Here is a 20408-nt window from a genome sequence, read left to right as displayed (position 1 = left end):
AGAGGAATCGTTGGTGAGAGATTCCAGATTGAAGCTAGTGAACCAGCCTTTTAGCATGAGGGGTTTAAAACTCTCACGGATTAGAACCGTTATATTCTATCGAGTGAGCTTTTTAGCTAATAAGAGTGGTACCGCGGAATTTACAGCCTTTCGTCTCTTTTGGAGACGAAGGGCTTTTTTTATTGTCTTTTAAGGCTGTTTAATATATTTAAGTTCAAAACTGCTATGACTGAATATTGGCTATAGTAATATATCGATAAAAAGTCGGCATGTTGAGAAAATCATACAGAATGCTTTAGGAGGATATTAAAATGGGAAAAAATGAAAAACAATTTGTTGAAGAAATAACACCAATGGAAGAAGACTTTTCACAGTGGTATACAGATGTTATCACTAAAACTGAATTGGTAGATTACGCACCAATTAAAGGATTTATGGTAATAAGACCTTATGGATTTGCTCTATGGGAAAAGATAAGAGATTATGCAGATGGAATGTTCAAAGAAACTGGACATCAGAATGTTTACTTCCCAATGCTTATACCAGAAAGTCTACTAAATAAAGAAGCAGAACACGTTGAAGGATTTGCACCAGAAGTTGCTTGGGTAACTCAGGGTGGAAACAAGGTTTTAGAAGAAAGATTGGCAATAAGACCTACATCTGAAACAATAATATGTACAATGTATTCTAAGTGGCTTAACTCATATAGACAGCTACCTTTCTTATACAATCAGTGGAACTCAGTTGTTAGATGGGAAAAGAGTACAAGACCTTTCCTAAGAACTTCAGAATTCCTATGGCAAGAAGGACATACTCTTCATGAGACACGTCAGGAAGCAGTAGATGAAACACTTCAGCAGCTAGCAACATACAAGTCAGTAGCTGAAGATTTGATGGCTATACCAGTAATAGATGGTAAAAAATCTGAAAGTGAAAAATTTGCTGGAGCAGATTCAACTTATACAATAGAAGCTATGATGCATGATGGTAAGGCACTTCAGTCAGGTACTTCTCATTTCTTGGGACAGCACTTTACTAAGGCATTTGATATTACTTACTCAGATAGAGAAGGAAATCTAGCAAATCCATATCATACTTCTTGGGGAATATCTACAAGATTAATCGGTGGACTTATAATGGTACATTCAGATAATAGAGGTCTTGTACTTCCTCCAAAGATGGCTCCAATACAGCTAGTAATAGTTCCAATAGCTGCCAATAAGGGTGGAGTAATGGAAGTAGTAGATAAGATAGCAGATGAACTAAAGGCTAAGGGAATAACTGTAAATGTTGATGACAGAGAAAACTATAGCCCAGGATACAAGTTCAATGATGCTGAAATGAAGGGTATACCAGTAAGATTAGAAATAGGACCAAGAGACATAGAAAATAATCAGGCTCTTGCATTTAGAAGAGATGAACTTACAAAAGAGACAATATCACTAGACAATATAGCAGATACTGTAGAAAAGCTACTTGAAGATATACAGACTAATCTATTTAATAAGGCTAAAAAACATAGAGAAGATAATACTTTTGTAGCTCATAATATTGATGAATTTAAGGATATAATAGAAAATAAGCACGGATTTGCCAAAGTTATGTGGAAGAATGATGACGAAAATGAAGCTAAGATCAAGGAATTAACTGGTGCAACTATAAGAGTTATACCATTTGAACAGGAAAATCTAGGAGATACTTGTTTCTATAGCGGAGAAAAGGCAGATAATATGGTAATATTCGCTAAGGCATATTAAGATATAGTGCAATAAATTATAAATATGAAGAAGCAATTTAAGTTAACTTAAATTGCTTCTTTTTTAATAAGAAGTCTCAGAAAACTATAAATATGTTAATATAATAGGAGAATTATTATATGGAGAAAGAGAAGGTGAAATAATGGATGAAAAAAAGATAAAAGATATGTTTGCACAAGGCTTTGACTGTGCTCAAGTAATATCATATGCAATAGCAAAAGATTTGAATTTAGATACGGAGATGGCTCTAAAAAGCTCTGCTGCATTTGGGGCAGGTATGTTTGAGGCTGATTTATGTGGAGCATATATAGGGGGATTAATAGCTTTAGGGCTAAAGTATGGTCATCATAAATCAGGAGATGAAGGGGCTAAAGGAAAGATGATTTCTAAAATATTTCAATATAAAGAAGAGTTTGCAAAGCTAAAAAAACATAATAAATGTTCTGATATACTTGGATATAATCTAACACTTCCAGAAGAAGCAAAAATAATAGAAGAAAAAAATTTACTTATGACTGTTTGCCCGAAATTGGTAAAAGATGTTATAGAGATAGTAGAAAAACTATAAAAGTAAAAAATATGCTTTAATTTAAGCAGATAATGTGCTTTATTGCTTTTATCTATAGTTAACTTGCTAGATATAGTTAAATAATTATAAAAATTAACTAGATTCTTGATTTATTTGTGATAATATAGAAATATAGTGAAAAATTGGAGGTCTATTATGGATTATTATTTTGAAAAAGAAGATTTAGCAAAATTTGGTCAAGGAGTTCTTCGTGAAAATGCAGAAGAAATGTGGGATAAATTTATGGAATATTATGGTTCTGTTTTTGAAGAGGGTGCTCTTACTACTAGAGAAAAGACTCTTGTGGCATTAGGGGTAGCGCTTGCTGAGCAGTGTCCATACTGTATAGATGCCTACACAAATGCATGTCTTGAAAGAGGATGCGATCAAGATCAGATAGTTGAAGTAGCTCATGTAACTTCAGTAATTAAGTCTGGTGCAACTCTAGCATTTGGTGTACAGAGTAAGAATATATTAGAAAAAAAGAGTATGAAGTAAGTTAATTACTTAAAATATAGATTTTGGAGAGTAAAATGAATATCGAAGAACTAAATAGTAAGGTAAATATAGCTATGTTTGAAGATTCAGTAGAGGAAAAAGATTTTTTAAAGACTTTAGAAAATCCATTTACGCTTCAGGTAAATGTAGGTAAGATATGTAATTTAAGATGTAAACATTGTCACGTAGAGGCAGGTCCAGATAGAAAAGAGGAAATGTCAAAGGAAGTTTTACAGGCGTGTTTAGATGTATTTAAAAAATATAACTTTAAAATAATGGATATAACGGGTGGGGCTCCAGAAATGAACCCTCATTTTGAGTGGTTTGTAGAAGAAAGTTCAAAGATAGCCGATAAGGTAATTGTAAGAACTAATCTTGTAATATTAACTACTAAAAAGTATGCTCATATAGCAGAGTTTTATAAAAATAACAAGGTGGCTGTCGTATCTTCTCTACCATTTTATACAAAGAAAAATGCAGATATACAGAGAGGGGAAGGAGTATTTGATAAGTCAATAGAGGCTTTACAGATGCTAAATAAGCTTGGATATGGCAAAAGTCCAGATTTGAATTTGGATTTAGTTTTTAATCCAGCAGGTGCATATCTTCCTCCTGATCAGGACTCTATGACAAAGTTATACAAGGAAAGATTATATTCAGACTATCAGATAGTATTCGATAATCTATATACTATAACAAATAATCCGATTGGTAGATTTGCTGATTTCCTAGAGGAAAGTGGCAACCTAGAAGATTATATGAACACACTTTATTATAGTTTCAATCCTGCAACAGTTGAAAATATGATGTGTAGAAATCAGATATCTGTAGCTTGGGATGGTTCTTTATATGATTGCGATTTTAACCAAGCGGTAGATATGAAGATAGAAGGAATAAATGACATCTTTGAGCTTAGAGATAATTCTTTAGATATTAGAAGGATTAAGACAGGTAAGCATTGCTATGCTTGTACAGCAGGTGCAGGTTCTAGCTGTGGAGGAGCAACAGAGTAAGTTTAACTTAGACAATAAAATATAATTTAATATAATAAAAGAAAATAGCTCTTATCCAAGTGATAAGGGCTATTTTTCTAATTTATTTTTCAAGCTTATTTAGCAGACAGATTGATTGAGATGCAATACCCTCTTTTTGACCTGTAAAGCCAAGTCCCTCTTCTGTTGTTGCTTTTATATTAATATTTTCAATATCTGTATGGAGTATATTTGCAAAGTTTGATTTCATCTGCTCTAAGTGAGGAGCCATTTTTGGAGCTTGTGCAATAATAACACAATCTATGTTGCCTATTTCATATCCTTTTTTCTTCATCAATTCATATGCATACTCCATTAATTTTAAACTATCAGCTCCCTTGAATTTAGGATCAGTATCTGGAAAGTGTCTACCCAAATCACCTAGCCCAAGAGCTCCAAATATTGAATCTATAACGGCATGAGTTAAAACATCCGCATCTGAATGTCCTAGTAGACCTTTTTCGTAATCTATTTTTACACCACCAATTATCAAATCTCTATTTTTTACAAGCTTGTGTACATCATATCCGATTCCTACTTTCATATAAACCTCCTATTTTATAGATTGAGCAATATATTTTGCTATTGCCAGATCTTCCCTTGTTGTAATTTTAATATTATTATAACTTCCTTCAATCATTTGGACTTTATAGCCAAGATTTTCCACTAAAGAAGCATCATCTGTTCCTATAAAATTAGTTTCTCTTGCATATTTATAAGCTTCTCTTATAATATCAATGTGGAAAGCCTGTGGAGTCTGTGCATACCATATAGATTTTCTGTCAGGTGTAGAAGTAATATTTTTATCTTTATCCACAATTTTTATAGTATCTTTGGCCAAAACCCCAGTGCAACAAGAGCTTTTAGGGCAGTTATTTACACAATTATTTATAATTTCATCGCTAACAAAAGGCCTAGCTCCATCGTGTATCAAAACGTAGTCAGTGTGGATAATAGTATCAAGACAGTTTTCTATGGAGTCTTGTCTTTCCTTGCCACCATATACGAGCTGAATATTTTTCATATTATATTCATCAAAAAGAGAGAGCATTTTCTTTTCGTCTTCTTTTCTAATTGCGACTGTTATATTATCTATATTTTTATTATTATAAAACTTTTCTAAGGTCCAAATAATTATAGGTTTGTCTTCTATTTTTAAAAATTGTTTATTTTCTTTTGCTTTCATCCTTTTTCCAGATCCAGCAGCTACAATAATAGCATCAATCATATTTTTTCCTCCTAGTTGATATATATAAAAGTATATCATAGGGGCTTTGTAAAACCAATCTTTAGAAAAAGAGTATGGGCTTGAAATAAATATCTATACTAAATAATCTATAAATAAAATAAAAGACCTACCCTTATGGATAAGTCTTTTTCTTTATCTAGCTATTTTTTTATTTTGACGCTTTTCAGCCTGTTCTATAATAGCATCAATCCATTTACTAGTTCTACCGACTAAAATATCATGTTGCTGACCATTTTGTAGTGTAATTCTTATTCCATCCTTTGTAAGGAATGTAGGTTTGAAATTTTCTACTTTTTTAATCTTTGATAGAGCTATTCTCATAGCTTTTTTCTCAATTAATTCGGGGTCTGGACTATTTGCGAAGATTACTAGTGAATCAGTAAGATAGAGCCAACCCTTTATGTTTTTCTCTCCAACAACTGATAAATCAGCGACTTCATCCATTATAAGAATTCCTTCTTCTTGCATTTTTGTAGCAAAAATTCTCATATTAGTAGTTTCTCTACCTCTTCTATGAAACATAATTCCAGTAAGAAAGAAAGTTCCACCTAGAAGTATAAAGAAATAGAAAAATTGCCCTAAACTTGCTGCAAAGCCGAATCTTGATATACGTCCTATATTTAGTGCTAGCCCAAATACTAGTCCTACCAAAATTGAGACAATTAGTTGTTTTAAGGTATTAGTTTTCATAAACTCCTCCTTTTAATTTGACTTGCCTAAAACAATAATCTAGGGAATACATCTGTATTCCCTAGAAAAATGAGTTTTCTACAATATATTATAACAATGATTGAGTGATAAACTCAACTAGATTTGAATAATTGTAGTTATTTATTTAGTTATAGCTATCTAATTTTTTCTTTCCAGGAAGCAGCAGTGCGATAAATACACACGCTACTGATAGAATAAAGCAAGCTAGATAGATATTATTATATCCATTAAATTGAGAAGACACAAGGTCTAGGTGACTGATTGATTTGTTGCTAAGTAAGGTACTTGTATCAATAACTTTACCTGACTTTGCAAAGTATCTAATAACAGAGTTATTTAATACTAATCCAAACATACTGATTCCTATAGTTTGACCAAGAGTTCTTACAAACATAACTGAACCTGATGCCATTCCCATATCTTCTTTTGAAAGAGTTTCTTGTACTATGAATAATAGCATATTGAAACTTCCACCAAATCCAAGACCTATAACTCCTGAAGCAATACCCATATGTAGTGGACTAGATTCAGGGTTTAGACTAACAAGACCGAGTATACCTGCAGCCAAAACGCTTAGACTGGCTATTAAGATAGATTTTGTTGAGTACTTGCTTATTATCCTTGAAAGGAAGAATGAAGACAAGACCCAAGCTACAGATAAAGGCACAATCGGAACAGTAGACATCAATGGAGAGTGTCCCTGAACACTTTGCATAAATGATGGATTGTATACGTCCATCGCAATAAGTACTACTGAGTTTAGGAATGTAATAATCATTATTATCAGTATTTCCTTAGAAAATAACTGATAAGGAAGAACTGGAGATTTTACACCCTTTTCGACCTTGATAAACAGTAATAAAAATACCATAGCAGCGGCAAAAAGTCCGATAACATTTAAACTGAAAAATGAATGATTTTCAAGAGCTGACATTGCCTGTAAAAGACAAACTACAAATATTGTCATAACAGTAAGTCCCTTGATATCCAACTCATCAGAGCTAGTAGTATCTTCAAATTTATAGGCCTTTTGTATAAGTATCATACTTAAAATTCCAACTGGTATATTGATATAAAATACCCAGTGCCATGTAAATCTAAGAAGTATTAAACCTCCTAACATAGGTGCTATTAGACTCGCAACACTCCATACTGTGGAGTTGTAACCTGAGATCATTGCTCTTTCTTCAACAGCAAAAACGTCTCCAATAACAGCCATTGTTAGGGTAGTAAGTGCTCCTGAACCAAGACCTTGTATGGCTCTTGATATTATTAAAAATACCATACTTTGTGATAAGCCACAAAGTAGAGAACCTATTAAGAATATTACTATGGCAATTTGTAGTAATTTCTTTTTTCCATAAATATCTGAAAGCTTTCCAAATACAGTGGTTGCTATAGTAGATGTTAATAAAAATATAGAGAATATATAACTTGATAAGTTAAAACCTGAAAGATCTTTAACTATCGAAGGTATTGCAGTGGTAACAATCGTGATTTCAATTGCCCCCATACTATTACATATAAATAATGCCAATGCGATTAATTTTTTTTCTATAGACATTTAAATGCCCCCTTTCTAAAAAGACCAATTTCCGTCTTTAAAAATCTGGAAGCTTTCCTCTTTATTTGTGACTCCGACTATATTTAAATCCTTGTCTCCAATCATAAAGTCTACGTGTGTAAGACTTGAGTTCATTCCCGCTTTATCCATTTCATCTTCATTCATATTCTCACCATTTTTGATATTTGAGCTATAAGCAGCCCCTATTGCTAAATGGCAAGATGCATTTTCATCAAATAAAGTGTTATAAAAGACTGTATCTGTATTTGATATAGGTGAGTCATAAGGAACAAGTGCGACTTCACCAAGTCTAGATGAACCATCATCTGTATTGATTAAATCATTTAGATTTTCTTTACCTGATTTTGCATCAAAATCAACTATTTTTCCATCTTTAAATTTTATCCAAAAATCATCTATTAGACTCCCAGCATATATCAAAGGTTTAGTGCTGTAAACCACACCATTCACACCATATTTATGTGGCATTGAATATACTTCTTCCGTTGGTATATTTGGACAAAATTCAATATTTTGTGGATCTCTAGCAGAACCACTTTGCCAAATATGATTTTCTGGAAGCTCTATTACAAGGTCTGTTTTAGAAGACTTATAATGTAGTTTCTTGAAATTCATTTTATTTAGCCAATCTGTTTTTTCGCTAAGATTTGATACATGTTTTTTCCATTCATCTACTGGATTATCTGTTACTCTAGAGCAGTCAAGTATCTCTATCCATAGTTTTTCTATGGCATCTTCTTTTGAAAGTTCTGGGTGAACCCTACTTGCCCATGCAGCAGATGGAGTAGCGACTATAGACCATTTTACCTTGTCTGTAAGAGTGTAAGATCTCCATTCTTTTAAATACTTTCCTGCTATCTTTTGAAACCTTCCAATTCTAGAGGAATCTACGCCCTTCATAAGGTCTGGGTCGGAGGATAATATTGAAAGAAAAGATCCTCCTTCCTTTGCTATCTGAGTATACTTATAAGATTGCCATTCTGGATATTCATCAAATGAATCTTCTGGAGCAGATAGATAAGTTTCCCTAGTTACTATTTCATCAGAGTACTCAAGATATACATGCTTTGCACCAGCTTTGTAGGCTTCTTTGACACACCTTCTAGCAAAGTCTCTAGATTCAACATCAGCTCTTATTAAAAGAGTTTCACCATTTTGGACGTTTATTCCAGTCTTTATGGCAAGTTGTGCAAATCTATCAATTCTTTTGTTTAAATCCATAATTTTACCTCCTTTTTTATTATTTTTCACTAAGACTATAATAGCATAAAGAGGCATAAAAAGTTACTTAAATATTTATAAAATTTTAAAATAAAAAAGAAAGTAGAGTATTTTTGCACTCTAACTTTCTTTTCATATAAATAATATCTAAATTGTTGTATATAAAACTTGATTTAATTTATAAATCCATATCTATCATATCTTCTGGTATAAGTCTTTTGACACTAGTTTTATAGTTTTCTATATGATAACTTCCAGCTCCCCTCATTTCTATATGTTTATTGGCAAGTTCTAGTGGATATTTGTCCAATCTATATACAGATCCATCTAAGCCATATTGATTTCTTTCTAGGTGAAATACTAGAGGTGTAAACTTTGCATTTTCTATATATTTTTTATCACCATCTTTTACAAAAGTCCAAGAAGGCATACCTTCTAGGTATGTATGGGCTCCTAGCATATTGTGTACAAAGTTTCCAGTTCCATAATAAACTAAAGTATCTTTTCCCTTTGAATTTTTTAGCCACTCAGCCTTTTGTATCCTATGAGCATGAGTTCCTATTACGGCATCTACACCAAGTTCATTAAAAAGCCTTGCAAATTTTTCTTGAGTTGCATCTATTTCTTCTATGCCTTCTTCTCCCCAGTGTGCAGATACTAATATAAAGTCAGACTTTGGAGATACTTTTGCTATATCTTTTCTTACGGCATCTTCATCTAGATAAGAAACTTTATATTCTTTGTCGGGAAGTATCCCGTTTGTCCCGTATGTATAAGAAAGTAGGGCAATTTTAAGTCCATTTTTCTCTATAATCAGGGGATTATCTCTATCTTCTTGACTCTTAAATAGTCCAGTAAAATATACATTATCTATCTTGTTCCAAATATCGATGGAGCTTTTTATTCCGTTTGAACCCATATCAAGAGAGTGATTATTTGCCATATTAAATACATTAAACCCTGAATCAGTCAATGATTTTATCATAGATTCAGGTGTATTAAACTGAGGGTAGGTGCTAGCTCCATATTGATCCCCTGCAATTATGGACTCTTGATTTATATATCTAAGGTCATAGTTTTTTATATCATTTTTTATATTTGAATATAGAGGGTCGAAGTCATACTTGCCATCTCCATATACACCGTCTTTTAAATCAGCACAATTGTATATAGAGTCGTGTATAAGGTTGTCACCGACACCAACAAAGCTGACTTTTTTTATTTCTGTTTTAGCAACGGAGTTATTGCTAGCATTGACGTCTTTTATTTCAGACATAAAAAAAAACGCAAAAACAATAAAAAGTGATAAAGTGATAAAAATAGTTGTAAAAATTATGTGCTTGTCATTTTTAAAATCCATACTGTCCTCCAGAAGTTTTATTAATAATGAGTACTTTATAATTATGCATGATAAATATAACTGACACTTATAGGCAATTATAAAAAAATGAAAATATAAAAGATAGTCATATTGAAATAATTTAAAAATAAATCTAATTACAATTACAATTATATATAAAGTGGGAAAGGATTTCCATAGTTTACTTAGAATTTTAAATATTTTTTTAAGATTAAGAAGATTTCTATAAAAAAATTAAAAAAAGAAATATGTTTAAGCTTTGGAAATATTGGCTATATAATAGTAGACATTTATTATAATTAATAATATAATTTTTAAAGCTTTTAATGAACTCTATAATAAAATAATTAGGAGAGAAGATAAAAAAGATAAAAAAATATCTTAAAAGATAGTATATAGGTTATAAACTAATGAATTGGTTAGAAAAAGTTCAAAAAAATAGACTATAAACAATGATAAAAAGAGACTTAAATATCAAAAATTTATTATAGTAAAAAACTATCAATATTTACGAAAAGATAGAATTTCATCTAGAAATAAAAAAATATAAATGTTGTTGACAGCACTGCCTTCAAGTGCTAAAATATAAAGGTATGTAATCTTGATATAACTAAGGTTACTTTTTTTTAGTAGAATACTAAAAGCATCAAAATCAATTAGTCGATATACAAAACAGTGTATATTGATGTGGTTAGCGGTCACATGTTTATGGGATCGAAAAATTTTTAAAAAAGGAGGTGTAGTTGATGCCAACAATCAACCAATTAATTCGTAAGAGTAGAAAAGCTGTAGAAAAGACTTCTACTGCTCCAGCACTACAAAAGGGTTACAACTCTCTAACTAAGAGAAGTACTAACATAAGTGCTCCACAGAAGAGAGGTGTTTGTACTTCTGTAAAGACAGTAACTCCTAAGAAGCCAAACTCAGCCCTTAGAAAGGTTGCTAGAGTAAGACTTACAAATGGTATAGAAGTATCTGCTTATATTCCAGGTGAAGGACATAACTTACAGGAACATAGTGTTGTTCTTATAAGAGGTGGTAGAATAAAGGACCTTCCAGGTGTTAGATATCACATACTAAGAGGTACATTAGATACAGCTGGTGTAGAAAACAGAAGACAGTCTAGATCTAAGTACGGAACTAAGAGACCAAAGGCTTCTAAGTAATTAAGTGTTTAGAACTTTTAGGTAGACCTCAATTTATACTCTGAGGGGCTGGCTTGGGCCTAAAAACAAGTGACGTGTATATAGTACACGAAGAAAAAGAGCTGATTACAGCAATTGATTATAGTTCGATGCTTTAAATATATAGATATATTTATTTATGGCATCACGGCGAGTGTAATATTTGTCGAGTACCTATGATTTAACTTTTATAATTAAGGAGGGAAGCGTAATGCCAAGAAAAGGTAATGTTCCAAAGAGAGAAATTTTACCAGATCCAGTATATGGAAGTAAGGTAGTAACGAAATTAATAAATAACCTAATGTACGACGGGAAAAAAGGAAAGTCTCAGAAAATAGTATATGATGCATTTGAAATCATAGCAGAAAAAACTGGTGAAGAATCACTGGAAGTATTCAACAAGGCTATGGAAAATATAATGCCAGTACTAGAAGTAAAGGCTAGAAGAGTCGGTGGTGCAAACTATCAGGTTCCAATTGAAGTTAGAGCTGATAGAAGAGAGACACTAGGATTAAGATGGTTAGTAACATACACTAGAGCAAGAGGCGAAAAGGGTATGGTTGAAAAGCTAGCTAAGGAAATAATGGATGCAGCAAACAATACAGGTGCATCAGTTAAGAAGAAGGAAGATACACACAGAATGGCTGAGGCTAATAAGGCTTTTGCTCACTACAGATGGTAAGATTCTTTGCGTATTAAAGTAATATAAGGAGGAAAGAGATGGCTAGACAATTTCCATTGGAAAAAACTAGAAATATAGGAATAATGGCCCACATAGATGCAGGAAAAACTACAACTACTGAAAGAATCTTGTACTATGCTGGACGTACTCATAAAATAGGTGAGACTCATGATGGTGCATCTCAGATGGACTGGATGGATCAGGAGAAGGAAAGAGGTATCACTATCACTTCTGCTGCTACTACTTGTCAGTGGAAGGGCCACAGAGTTAATATCATAGATACTCCTGGACACGTCGACTTCACAGTTGAAGTTGAAAGATCTCTAAGAGTTCTTGATGGTTCTGTTGCAGTATTCTGCGCAAAGAGTGGAGTTGAGCCACAGTCAGAAAATGTTTGGAGACAGGCTGAAACTTACGGTGTACCAAGAATTGCATTTGTTAACAAGATGGACAGACAGGGTGCAGACTTTTACAACGTTGTTGAAATGATGAAGGACAGACTAAAGGCTAATGCAGTACCTGTTCAGTTACCAATAGGAACTGAAGACCACTTCGTTGGTATAATCGACCTTTTAACTATGAAGGCTGAAATATACAAAAATGACGTAGGTACTGAAATAGAAGAACAGGATATCCCAGCTGAGCTATTAGATAAGGCTCAGGAATATAGAGACATGATGGTTGAATCAGTTTCTGAAACTGACGAAGAACTAATGATGAAGTATCTTGAAGGTGAAGAAATAACAATACCTGAACTTAAGGCTGCTATAAGAAAAGCTACTATAGCTTGTGAAATGAACCCAGTATTCTGTGGTACAGCTTACAAGAACAAGGGAGTTCAGTTGTTACTAGATGGTGTTATTGACTATCTACCAGCTCCTACAGATATCGAATCTATAAAGGGATTATTAGCAGATGGAGAAGAAAGTGAAAGACATGCATCAGATGATGAACCATTCTCAGCTCTTGCATTCAAGATCATGACTGACCCATTTGTTGGTAAGCTTGCATTCTTTAGAGTTTACTCTGGTACTTTAAACTCAGGTTCTTATGTACTTAATGCTACTAAGGGCAAGAGAGAAAGAATCGGACGTATCCTACAGATGCATGCCAATACAAGAGAAGAATTAACAGAAGTATACGCAGGGGATATAGCAGCTGCAGTAGGTCTTAAGGATACTACTACAGGAGATTCACTTTGTGATCCAGAAAATCCAATCATACTTGAATCAATGGAATTCCCTGAACCAGTTATCTTCGTTGCTATAGAGCCAGCTTCAAAGGCTGCTCAGGAAAAGATGGGTGTAGCTCTTCAGAAACTTTCAGAAGAAGACCCTACTTTCACAGTAAGAACAGATCACGAAACAGGACAGACTATCATAGGTGGTATGGGTGAGCTTCACCTAGAAATCATCGTTGATAGACTTCTAAGAGAATTTAAGGTAGAAGCACAGGTTGGTGCCCCTCAGGTTGCATACAGAGAAACTATTACTCAGCCAGTTGATGTTGAATACAAGTACTCTAAGCAGTCAGGTGGTAGAGGTCAGTACGGTCACGTTAAGATCAGAGTTAATCCACTTGAATCAGGCGAAGGATACAAGTTTGAAAACAAAACTGTTGGTGGTTCAGTTCCTAAGGAATATGTTGGTCCAGTTGATCAGGGTATCCAGGGAGCAATGCAGTCTGGTTTAGTTGCTGGTTACCCAGTAGTTGACGTTGCTGTTGAACTATATGATGGTTCTTACCATGAAGTCGATTCATCAGAAATGGCCTTCAAGATGGCTGGTTCTATGGCATTCAAGGATGCTATGAAGAAGGGTAATTCAGTATTACTTGAACCTATATTCGCTGTAGAAGTTGTTACTCCAGAAGATTACATGGGTGATGTTATGGGTGACTTAAACTCAAGAAGAGGTATGATTCAGGGTATGGAAGCTAGAAGCGGAGCACAGGTAATTAGAGCTCACGTTCCACTATCTCAGATGTTCGGATATGCAACTGATCTAAGATCTGCAACTCAGGGTAGAGCTACTTATACAATGATATTTGATCACTACTCACAGGTTCCAGCATCTATTGCTAAGGAAATATCTGAAGGTAAGTAATCAGTAAATAATATCACTGAAAAACTTTGATTAAAAAGAGATTGTTTTTTTATGGAAACATTGAAAAACAAGCAAAAAAGTGATATACTTATAGGGAATTTACAGTTTATTGTAAAAAACGGGGGTGAGTAATCATCCCCAGATAAATAAAATATTATTTTATTACAGGGAGGAAATTTGAAATGGCAAAAGCTAAATTTGAAAGAAGTAAGCCACATGTTAATATCGGTACAATAGGTCACGTTGACCATGGTAAGACTACATTAACAGCAGCTATAACTAAGACTTTATTTAATAAGTATCATTTAGGAGAAGAAGTTGCATTTGACAACATAGATAAGGCTCCAGAAGAAAGAGAAAGAGGTATCACTATATCTACTTCTCACGTTGAGTATGAAACTCCTAACAGACATTACGCTCACGTTGACTGCCCAGGACATGCTGACTACGTTAAGAACATGATCACAGGTGCGGCTCAGATGGATGGTGCAATACTAGTTGTTGCAGCTACAGATGGTCCAATGCCTCAGACTAGAGAGCATATACTACTTTCTAGACAGGTTGGTGTACCTTACATAGTTGTTTTCCTAAACAAGTGTGATATGGTTGATGATGAAGAACTTCTTGAACTAGTTGAAATGGAAGTTAGAGAATTATTAAGCGAATATGATTTCCCAGGAGATGATACTCCAATAGTTAGAGGATCAGCTTTAATGGCACTAGAAGATCCAGACTCTAAGTGGGGAGATATAATCGTTGATTTCTTTGAACAGATAGACGAATATATCCCAGCTCCAGAAAGAGATGTTGATAAGCCATTCCTAATGCCAGTAGAAGATATATTCTCAATCACTGGTAGAGGTACTGTTGCAACTGGTAGAGTTGAAAGAGGTATCCTTAAGGTTTCTGATGAAGTTGAACTAGTTGGTCTTTCAGAAAAGCCAAGAAAGGTTATAGTAACAGGAGTAGAAATGTTCAGAAAGTTACTAGATCAGGCAGAAGCTGGAGATAACATAGGTGCACTTCTTAGAGGTATTCAGAGAGATGAAATAGAAAGAGGACAGGTTCTTGCAGCAACTGGATCAGTTCACGCTCATACTAAGTTCACAGCTGAAATATACGTTCTTAAGAAAGAAGAAGGTGGTAGACATACTCCATTCTTCGATGGTTATAGACCACAGTTCTATTTCAGAACAACTGACGTAACTGGTGAGTGTAAGCTTCCAGAAGGTATAGAAATGGTTATGCCTGGAGATAACGTAACAATAGAAGTTGACCTTATAAACTCTATATGTGTTGAAGAAGGTTTAAGATTCGCCATCAGAGAAGGTGGAAGAACTGTAGCTTCTGGTGTTGTTGCTTCTATAATAGAATAATAACATTAACTTATATATATAAAAGACCGCATTTGCGGTCTTTTTTTATTGAGTAAAATTAATTTGCTAGATTCTAGTATCTAGTTTGCTACTTAAAATTTTATTTATAATTTGAAGTTAATCATTAAAAGGAGCTGATAGAAAAAAGTACTCTAGGGAGAAAATGAGTTTACAATTAGATGCTGTATAAAGAATAATATTATAGAAACGTTGTTGATATTAGCTATTAATTCAAATTATTATCATATACATTTTTTAGAAACTTAAATTGAAAGATCATTAAAATAGGGAATTGCTAGGGGTAAATTTATAGATGAAAATTGAAAAACTTACTTAGAGGTTAGAGATAAGGATAAAAAAATATTGTTTAGGCCAAATTATTATTTTTATAATAAATAAAATTATTCTTTAAAAATAAACTCTTTTTAATTTAAATAGAGATCTAGGTAGCTGATATGCAAAGTCTAATCTTAGATGCTAGATTTGTTGAAATAAAAGATATTAGCATACTTATATAAACTTTATAAAATTCAAATATATTTAATGATTTGAAAATTTATTAAATACAATTAACTTATTTATATCGTAAATATAATAAAATAAGGCTTACTTGCCAATACATAGTAAAATATTATGTTTAAATTACTTGACTATTCTAAAAAAAAGGTCTACCATTTATATATACTGTTAGAAATCATATAATAAGTTACAACTATTAAGAGTTGGATTAGAAATGCGATTTTATTCTTAGTTGAATCGAGAAATGGTGTGAAAGGAGAGTCTTAAATATGGGAATTGCACATAAAGTAGAGAGAAAGATAGCAGCCAAAGGAATAGAAAAAGTTGTAGAGTCTGTTAAGAAGAAGGATACAGAAGGTAGAGAAAAGGCCATGCTTAGTCTTGTAGATATATATCAAAAACATGCAGGCGATATGTTTGCGGAAGAGACTTATGATATAGTCAGGGAGATGATTAAGGACAGAGATGGAAAATGGATTAATTATGTATATGACATGATGGATAATCTAGATACCAATGTAATCAAGATGACTGCTTTAAATCTTGGATTTACAGGAGCCTACTATGGTAAAAAGATTATAAACGAAAAGAGAGTAGAGCATGGATGCAATGTTCCTTGGCTTATACTAATGGATCCAACAAGTGCATGTAACATGAAATGTAAAGGTTGTTGGGCAGCAGAGTATGGTCATAACCAAAGTTTGAGCTTTGAAGAGTTGGATGACATTATTCAGCAAGGTAAAAAGCTCGGTATATATTTCTATATGTACACTGGTGGAGAACCACTGATGAGGAAGAATGATTTAATCAAACTTTGTGAAAAACACAGGGATTGTTATTTTGTAGCATTTACTAATGGTACTCTAATAGACGATGATTTCGCAAAAGAAATGGTGAGAGTAGGAAATTTCTCAGTAACATTAAGTGTTGAAGGTTTTGAAGAAGAAAATGATGGAAGACGTGGAGAAGGATCATTTGATAATGTAATGAAGGCAATGGATATATTGAGAGAACATGGCCTAATATTTGGTACATCCATATGCTATACAAGTAAGAATATAGAGACTGTTTTATCTGATAAATTCTTGGATTTAATTATAGAAAAGGGAGCAATGTATAGTTGGTACTTCAATTATATGCCTGTTGGAAACGGAGCTGTACCAGAGCTTATACCAACAGTAAAACAAAGAGAATATATATATCACAGAGTAAGAGAAATAAGAGCATTTGAAGGTGGAAAGCCTATTATGTTATTAGATTTCCAAAATGATGGTGAATATGTAGGTGGATGTATAGCAGGAGGTAGAAACTACTTGCATATCAACTCTGCAGGTGATGTTGAACCCTGCGTATTTATTCACTACTCTAATTCTAATATAAGAGAAAATACTTTGCTAGAATGTTTAAAATCACCAATATTTATGGCTTATAAAGAAGGTCAACCATTTAATGACAATCACTTAAGGCCATGTCCAATGCTTGAAAATCCAGAGTTATTAAATGAAATGGTAAAAAGAACTGGAGCACATTCAACAGATTTGATATCTCCTGAAAAAGTAGATAGTCTAACTTCTAAGTGCATGCCATATGCTAATGAATGGAAGGAAAAAGCAAATGAACTGTGGGAACATTCACAAGAAGAAAAGGCTAAAAGAAAAAGTATTTAAGTAGGATTTAGTATTGAATATTGCTTAAGTATAGAATCGCTTAAAAGCTAATAATTTTTATATAATGTAGTAAAAAAAGAAAAGTTCAAAGAACTTTTCTTTTTTTTTGTTTATAATCTTAAACGGGATAAAGCTTATTTATTTATAACTTTCCCCATTTTTTTACGTAATCTATAAATTTTAGTGTTGCAGGTGAAGCTTTACTATTTTTTGAATAGGCTACTCCCAAAACTCTATTATAGTGCTCATTGAATTGACGTATAGAAACTTTAAAAGGCATATCTTTCAAAAGGAGTTTTGGTAGTATAGTTATACCAAATCCTTTTTCGACCATTTTAAGAACGGTGAAATCTTCATTTATTGCATATTTAATTTTAGGCTTGATATTATTTTCCTTGAAAATTTTGCCTGTTTCATAATTTAATCCGTCTGCCGAAAGTATAAAGTTATTCTTGTCAACATCAGAAATTGAAACAAAGAGTTTATTGGATAAGGGATGTTCAATTGGTGTGACAAGAACTAGCTCATCTTTTCCGATAGCAGTGAAGTTTAAGTCTGAAACAGAGTATTCTGAAGCGAAAATACAGTCCAACTCATTATTATCTATTTTTTTTCGCAATTCATCAAATCCGTCTACAGTTAATTCAAAATTTATATTTGGATAGGCACTAGAAAACATTGCTAGTATATCAGGTAGCCAGTTGTATGATATGCTTTGAATAGAACCAATACGTATATAACCTTTTTCTAAGCTAGTAAGATTTGAAGAAATTTCAAAGATTTTTTCCTCCATATTACAAATATTTTCTATGCAGTTTATTATTTCTTTGGTATAAGGCATTGCTTCCATTCCATTATTTGATCTTTTAAATAGTTCTAGACCAATCTCTTTTTCAAAATTCTTGATAGATTGGCTGACAGCAGATTGGGTATAATTTAACTTAGAGGCTGCATTTGAAATACTTTTTGTTTCGTAGACGGCTAAAATAATTTTATATTTACTCATAATATTTCCTCCTAAGACGGTATTGATATAAAAATAACTAATGCTAGCTATTAAATTAGCTTATATTACCTTGATAAATATCTGAAAAATCAAGCTATTAGAGAAAGTTAATGAAGTCATTAAAAAAACTGTATGTGATTAGCTTAATATATGTAATATTATACTATTAAGAAATGCGACTGTGCAAATATTATATATACTTAGGAGGTACTTTAATGGGAATTGATTATTGGAATGGGGCACAAGCGGCTCACAGAAGGGTAATGATGAAGGCAGCAGGTTATTCGGATATAGATATTAGAAAAAAACCTCATATAGGAGTTCCGAATTCTTATATGGCAGGATCTCCTGGATCGGCTCATCTTAGGCAGATTGCAGAAGCTGTAAAAGAGGGAATATGGTCAGCAGGCGGTATTCCCGTTGAGTTTGGTATACCAGCAACGTGTGGAAATATTGCAAATGGTGCCGAAGAATTAAAGTATGAACAAGTCGGACGTGATATTGTGGCAATGTCTGTTGAATTTGTAACAAAGGTCCATAATTTCGATGGTCTTGCTATGATAGCTTCTTGCGATAATATTATTGCGGGATGTTATCTTGCGGCGATGAGATTGGATATACCATCAATGGTAGTTACTGGAGGTTCTATGCAACCAGGTCAACATTGTGGTGAAACAGTAGTAGAGGCGGATTTGGATGCTGCAAGATTTTCTGGAGCAAGCGAGGAAGAACTTATGGAAATGGAAGATAATGTATGCCCATCATTTGGAGCATGTCCTTCTATGGGGACAGCAAACACTATGCAGATGTTGGGTGAGGTACTAAATTTAGTGATTCCAGGGACATCTACAATCCCAGCTACTGACAATATGAAGTTAAGAAAAGCAAGAGAAGCAGGTATGTATGCAGTTGAAATGGCAAAAAAGAATATCAAGCCATCGGATATAATTACAAGAGAAGTAATAATGAATTCTATAATGTTTGATATGGCAGTTGCTGGGTCAACAAATGCAGTACTACATATTCTATCATATGCCTATGAGTTGGGAATGGAAGTTAGTCTAGAAGATTTTGAAAAGTATGCTAAAGAAATAAAGTGTATAAATGCAGTTGTTCCAAGTGGACCATATACAGTGGTAGATTTTCATTATGCAGGTGGAGTGCTTAATGTAATGAAAATGTTGGAAAATAAAATATTTGCAAAAGCACCAAGTATGTACAAAAATTCAACTTGGGAAGATGTTCTTGAGGGAATTATCCCAGTGGAAAATGAAGTGATACATTCATTGGAAAATCCTTTATTTGATGAGCCTGGTCTTAAGATACTCAGAGGTAATCTTTCTCCAAACGGGGCAATAGTAAGACCGACTGCAGTTTATGAAGAAGTGATGTATCTAAAAGGTAAGGCGAAGGTTTATGAAGGTGATAGACAAGCTTTTGATGCAATAGTAGCAGGAGAAATAGTAGCAGGAGATATTATAGTTATAAGATATGAAGGATGTAAGGGAGCTCCAGGAATGAAGGAGTTGATGTTAAGCATCGATGCACTTATTGGAAAAGGTCTTCACAAGAGCGTTGGTCTTATATCCGATGCAAGATTTTCTGGATTCAATTTTGGAGCAATTATTGGTCATGTATCACCTGAAGCTTTTGATGGAGGCAATATAGCCTTGGTCGAAAATGGCGATGAAATAGTAATAGATATCCCAAACGGAGAAGTTTCAATGCTTGTTTCAGATGAAGAATTAGAAAAGAGAAGAAAAAATTGGGTAAGACCAGAATTAAAAGAAGGTAAGGGATGTTTAAATATATATGCCAAGATGTGTAGACCAGCTGAAGAAGGTGGCGCAATGCAGCCATGGGATTTGGACGGTAAATACAGTAGGTAA

The 20408-nt window shown here is 33.3% G+C and carries 17 protein-coding genes and 1 other annotated feature (1 of these 18 cut by a window edge); of the genes, 10 read left to right on the top strand and 7 right to left on the bottom strand.

What is annotated here, in order from left to right; translation table 11 throughout:
* Positions 1–161, top strand: a binding site (T-box leader); it begins 45 nt to the left of the window's first position.
* 150 nt (positions 162–311) lie between these two features.
* The 4 genes from proS (at position 312) to arsS (ending at position 3836) form a co-directional block, all read left to right on the top strand.
* A complete protein-coding gene (proS, locus tag UF10_RS06580) occupies positions 312–1757 on the top strand; it encodes a proline--tRNA ligase (protein ID WP_106777027.1) in 1446 nt (481 codons plus the stop codon).
* A 142-nt stretch (positions 1758–1899) separates the two neighbouring features.
* A complete protein-coding gene (locus UF10_RS06575; protein ID WP_106777026.1) occupies positions 1900–2325 on the top strand; it encodes a C-GCAxxG-C-C family protein in 426 nt (141 codons plus the stop codon).
* A 156-nt stretch (positions 2326–2481) separates the two neighbouring features.
* Positions 2482–2823 carry an arsenosugar biosynthesis-associated peroxidase-like protein gene (locus tag UF10_RS06570; protein ID WP_106777025.1) on the top strand — a complete coding sequence of 114 codons (342 nt, stop codon included), beginning with the start codon at positions 2482–2484 and terminating at the stop codon, positions 2821–2823.
* Between the two features lie 35 nt (positions 2824–2858).
* Positions 2859–3836: an arsenosugar biosynthesis radical SAM (seleno)protein ArsS gene (arsS, locus tag UF10_RS06565; protein ID WP_106777024.1), complete on the top strand. Its 978-nt coding sequence runs from the start codon at positions 2859–2861 to the stop codon at positions 3834–3836.
* A gap of 82 nt (positions 3837–3918) precedes the next feature.
* On the opposite strand, the gene ispF is transcribed toward arsS, so the two are convergent.
* The 6 genes from ispF to UF10_RS06535 all read right to left on the bottom strand — a co-directional run bounded on the left by ispF (position 3919) and on the right by UF10_RS06535 (position 9980).
* Positions 3919–4398, bottom strand: coding sequence for a 2-C-methyl-D-erythritol 2,4-cyclodiphosphate synthase (ispF, locus tag UF10_RS06560; RefSeq protein WP_106777023.1), 480 nt, complete (start codon positions 4396–4398; stop codon positions 3919–3921).
* Between the two features lie 9 nt (positions 4399–4407).
* Positions 4408–5082: a 2-C-methyl-D-erythritol 4-phosphate cytidylyltransferase gene (gene ispD / locus UF10_RS06555; protein ID WP_106777022.1), complete on the bottom strand. Its 675-nt coding sequence runs from the start codon at positions 5080–5082 to the stop codon at positions 4408–4410.
* A 153-nt stretch (positions 5083–5235) separates the two neighbouring features.
* Entirely contained in the window at positions 5236–5793 is a 558-nt protein-coding gene (locus UF10_RS06550; protein ID WP_106777021.1) for a hypothetical protein, read from the bottom strand.
* A gap of 145 nt (positions 5794–5938) precedes the next feature.
* Positions 5939–7378, bottom strand: a complete 1440-nt coding sequence (locus UF10_RS06545; protein ID WP_106777020.1) for an MFS transporter — start codon at positions 7376–7378, stop codon at positions 5939–5941.
* 15 nt (positions 7379–7393) lie between these two features.
* A complete protein-coding gene (locus UF10_RS06540; RefSeq protein WP_106777019.1) occupies positions 7394–8620 on the bottom strand; it encodes an aminopeptidase in 1227 nt (408 codons plus the stop codon).
* A 178-nt stretch (positions 8621–8798) separates the two neighbouring features.
* Complete coding sequence (locus UF10_RS06535) at positions 8799–9980, bottom strand: CapA family protein (protein ID WP_106777018.1); 1182 nt, start codon at positions 9978–9980, stop codon at positions 8799–8801.
* A gap of 746 nt (positions 9981–10726) precedes the next feature.
* Here UF10_RS06535 and rpsL point away from each other — a divergent pair.
* The 5 genes from rpsL to UF10_RS06510 all read left to right on the top strand — a co-directional run bounded on the left by rpsL (position 10727) and on the right by UF10_RS06510 (position 17513).
* Complete coding sequence (gene rpsL, locus UF10_RS06530) at positions 10727–11146, top strand: 30S ribosomal protein S12 (RefSeq protein ID WP_106777017.1); 420 nt, start codon at positions 10727–10729, stop codon at positions 11144–11146.
* A gap of 229 nt (positions 11147–11375) precedes the next feature.
* Positions 11376–11846 carry a 30S ribosomal protein S7 gene (rpsG, locus tag UF10_RS06525; RefSeq protein WP_106777016.1) on the top strand — a complete coding sequence of 157 codons (471 nt, stop codon included), beginning with the start codon at positions 11376–11378 and terminating at the stop codon, positions 11844–11846.
* Between the two features lie 38 nt (positions 11847–11884).
* On the top strand, positions 11885–13951 hold the full coding sequence (gene fusA, locus UF10_RS06520) for an elongation factor G (RefSeq protein ID WP_106777015.1): 2067 nt from the start codon (positions 11885–11887) through the stop codon (positions 13949–13951).
* A gap of 182 nt (positions 13952–14133) precedes the next feature.
* A complete protein-coding gene (tuf, locus tag UF10_RS06515; RefSeq protein WP_106777014.1) occupies positions 14134–15327 on the top strand; it encodes an elongation factor Tu in 1194 nt (397 codons plus the stop codon).
* A 788-nt stretch (positions 15328–16115) separates the two neighbouring features.
* A complete protein-coding gene (locus tag UF10_RS06510; RefSeq protein WP_106777013.1) occupies positions 16116–17513 on the top strand; it encodes a radical SAM protein in 1398 nt (465 codons plus the stop codon).
* A 142-nt stretch (positions 17514–17655) separates the two neighbouring features.
* Here the strand turns inward: UF10_RS06510 and UF10_RS06505 are convergent, their stop codons facing one another.
* Entirely contained in the window at positions 17656–18519 is an 864-nt protein-coding gene (locus UF10_RS06505) for a LysR family transcriptional regulator (protein WP_106777012.1), read from the bottom strand.
* 215 nt (positions 18520–18734) lie between these two features.
* Here UF10_RS06505 and ilvD point away from each other — a divergent pair, with 215 nt between their 5' ends.
* Entirely contained in the window at positions 18735–20408 is a 1674-nt protein-coding gene (gene ilvD, locus UF10_RS06500) for a dihydroxy-acid dehydratase (RefSeq protein WP_106777011.1), read from the top strand.

The sequence above is a fragment of the Peptostreptococcus russellii genome (assembly GCF_003012055.1).
Lineage (GTDB): Bacteria > Bacillota > Clostridia > Peptostreptococcales > Peptostreptococcaceae > Peptostreptococcus > Peptostreptococcus russellii.
This window is presented reverse-complemented; position numbering and strand designations above follow the sequence as displayed.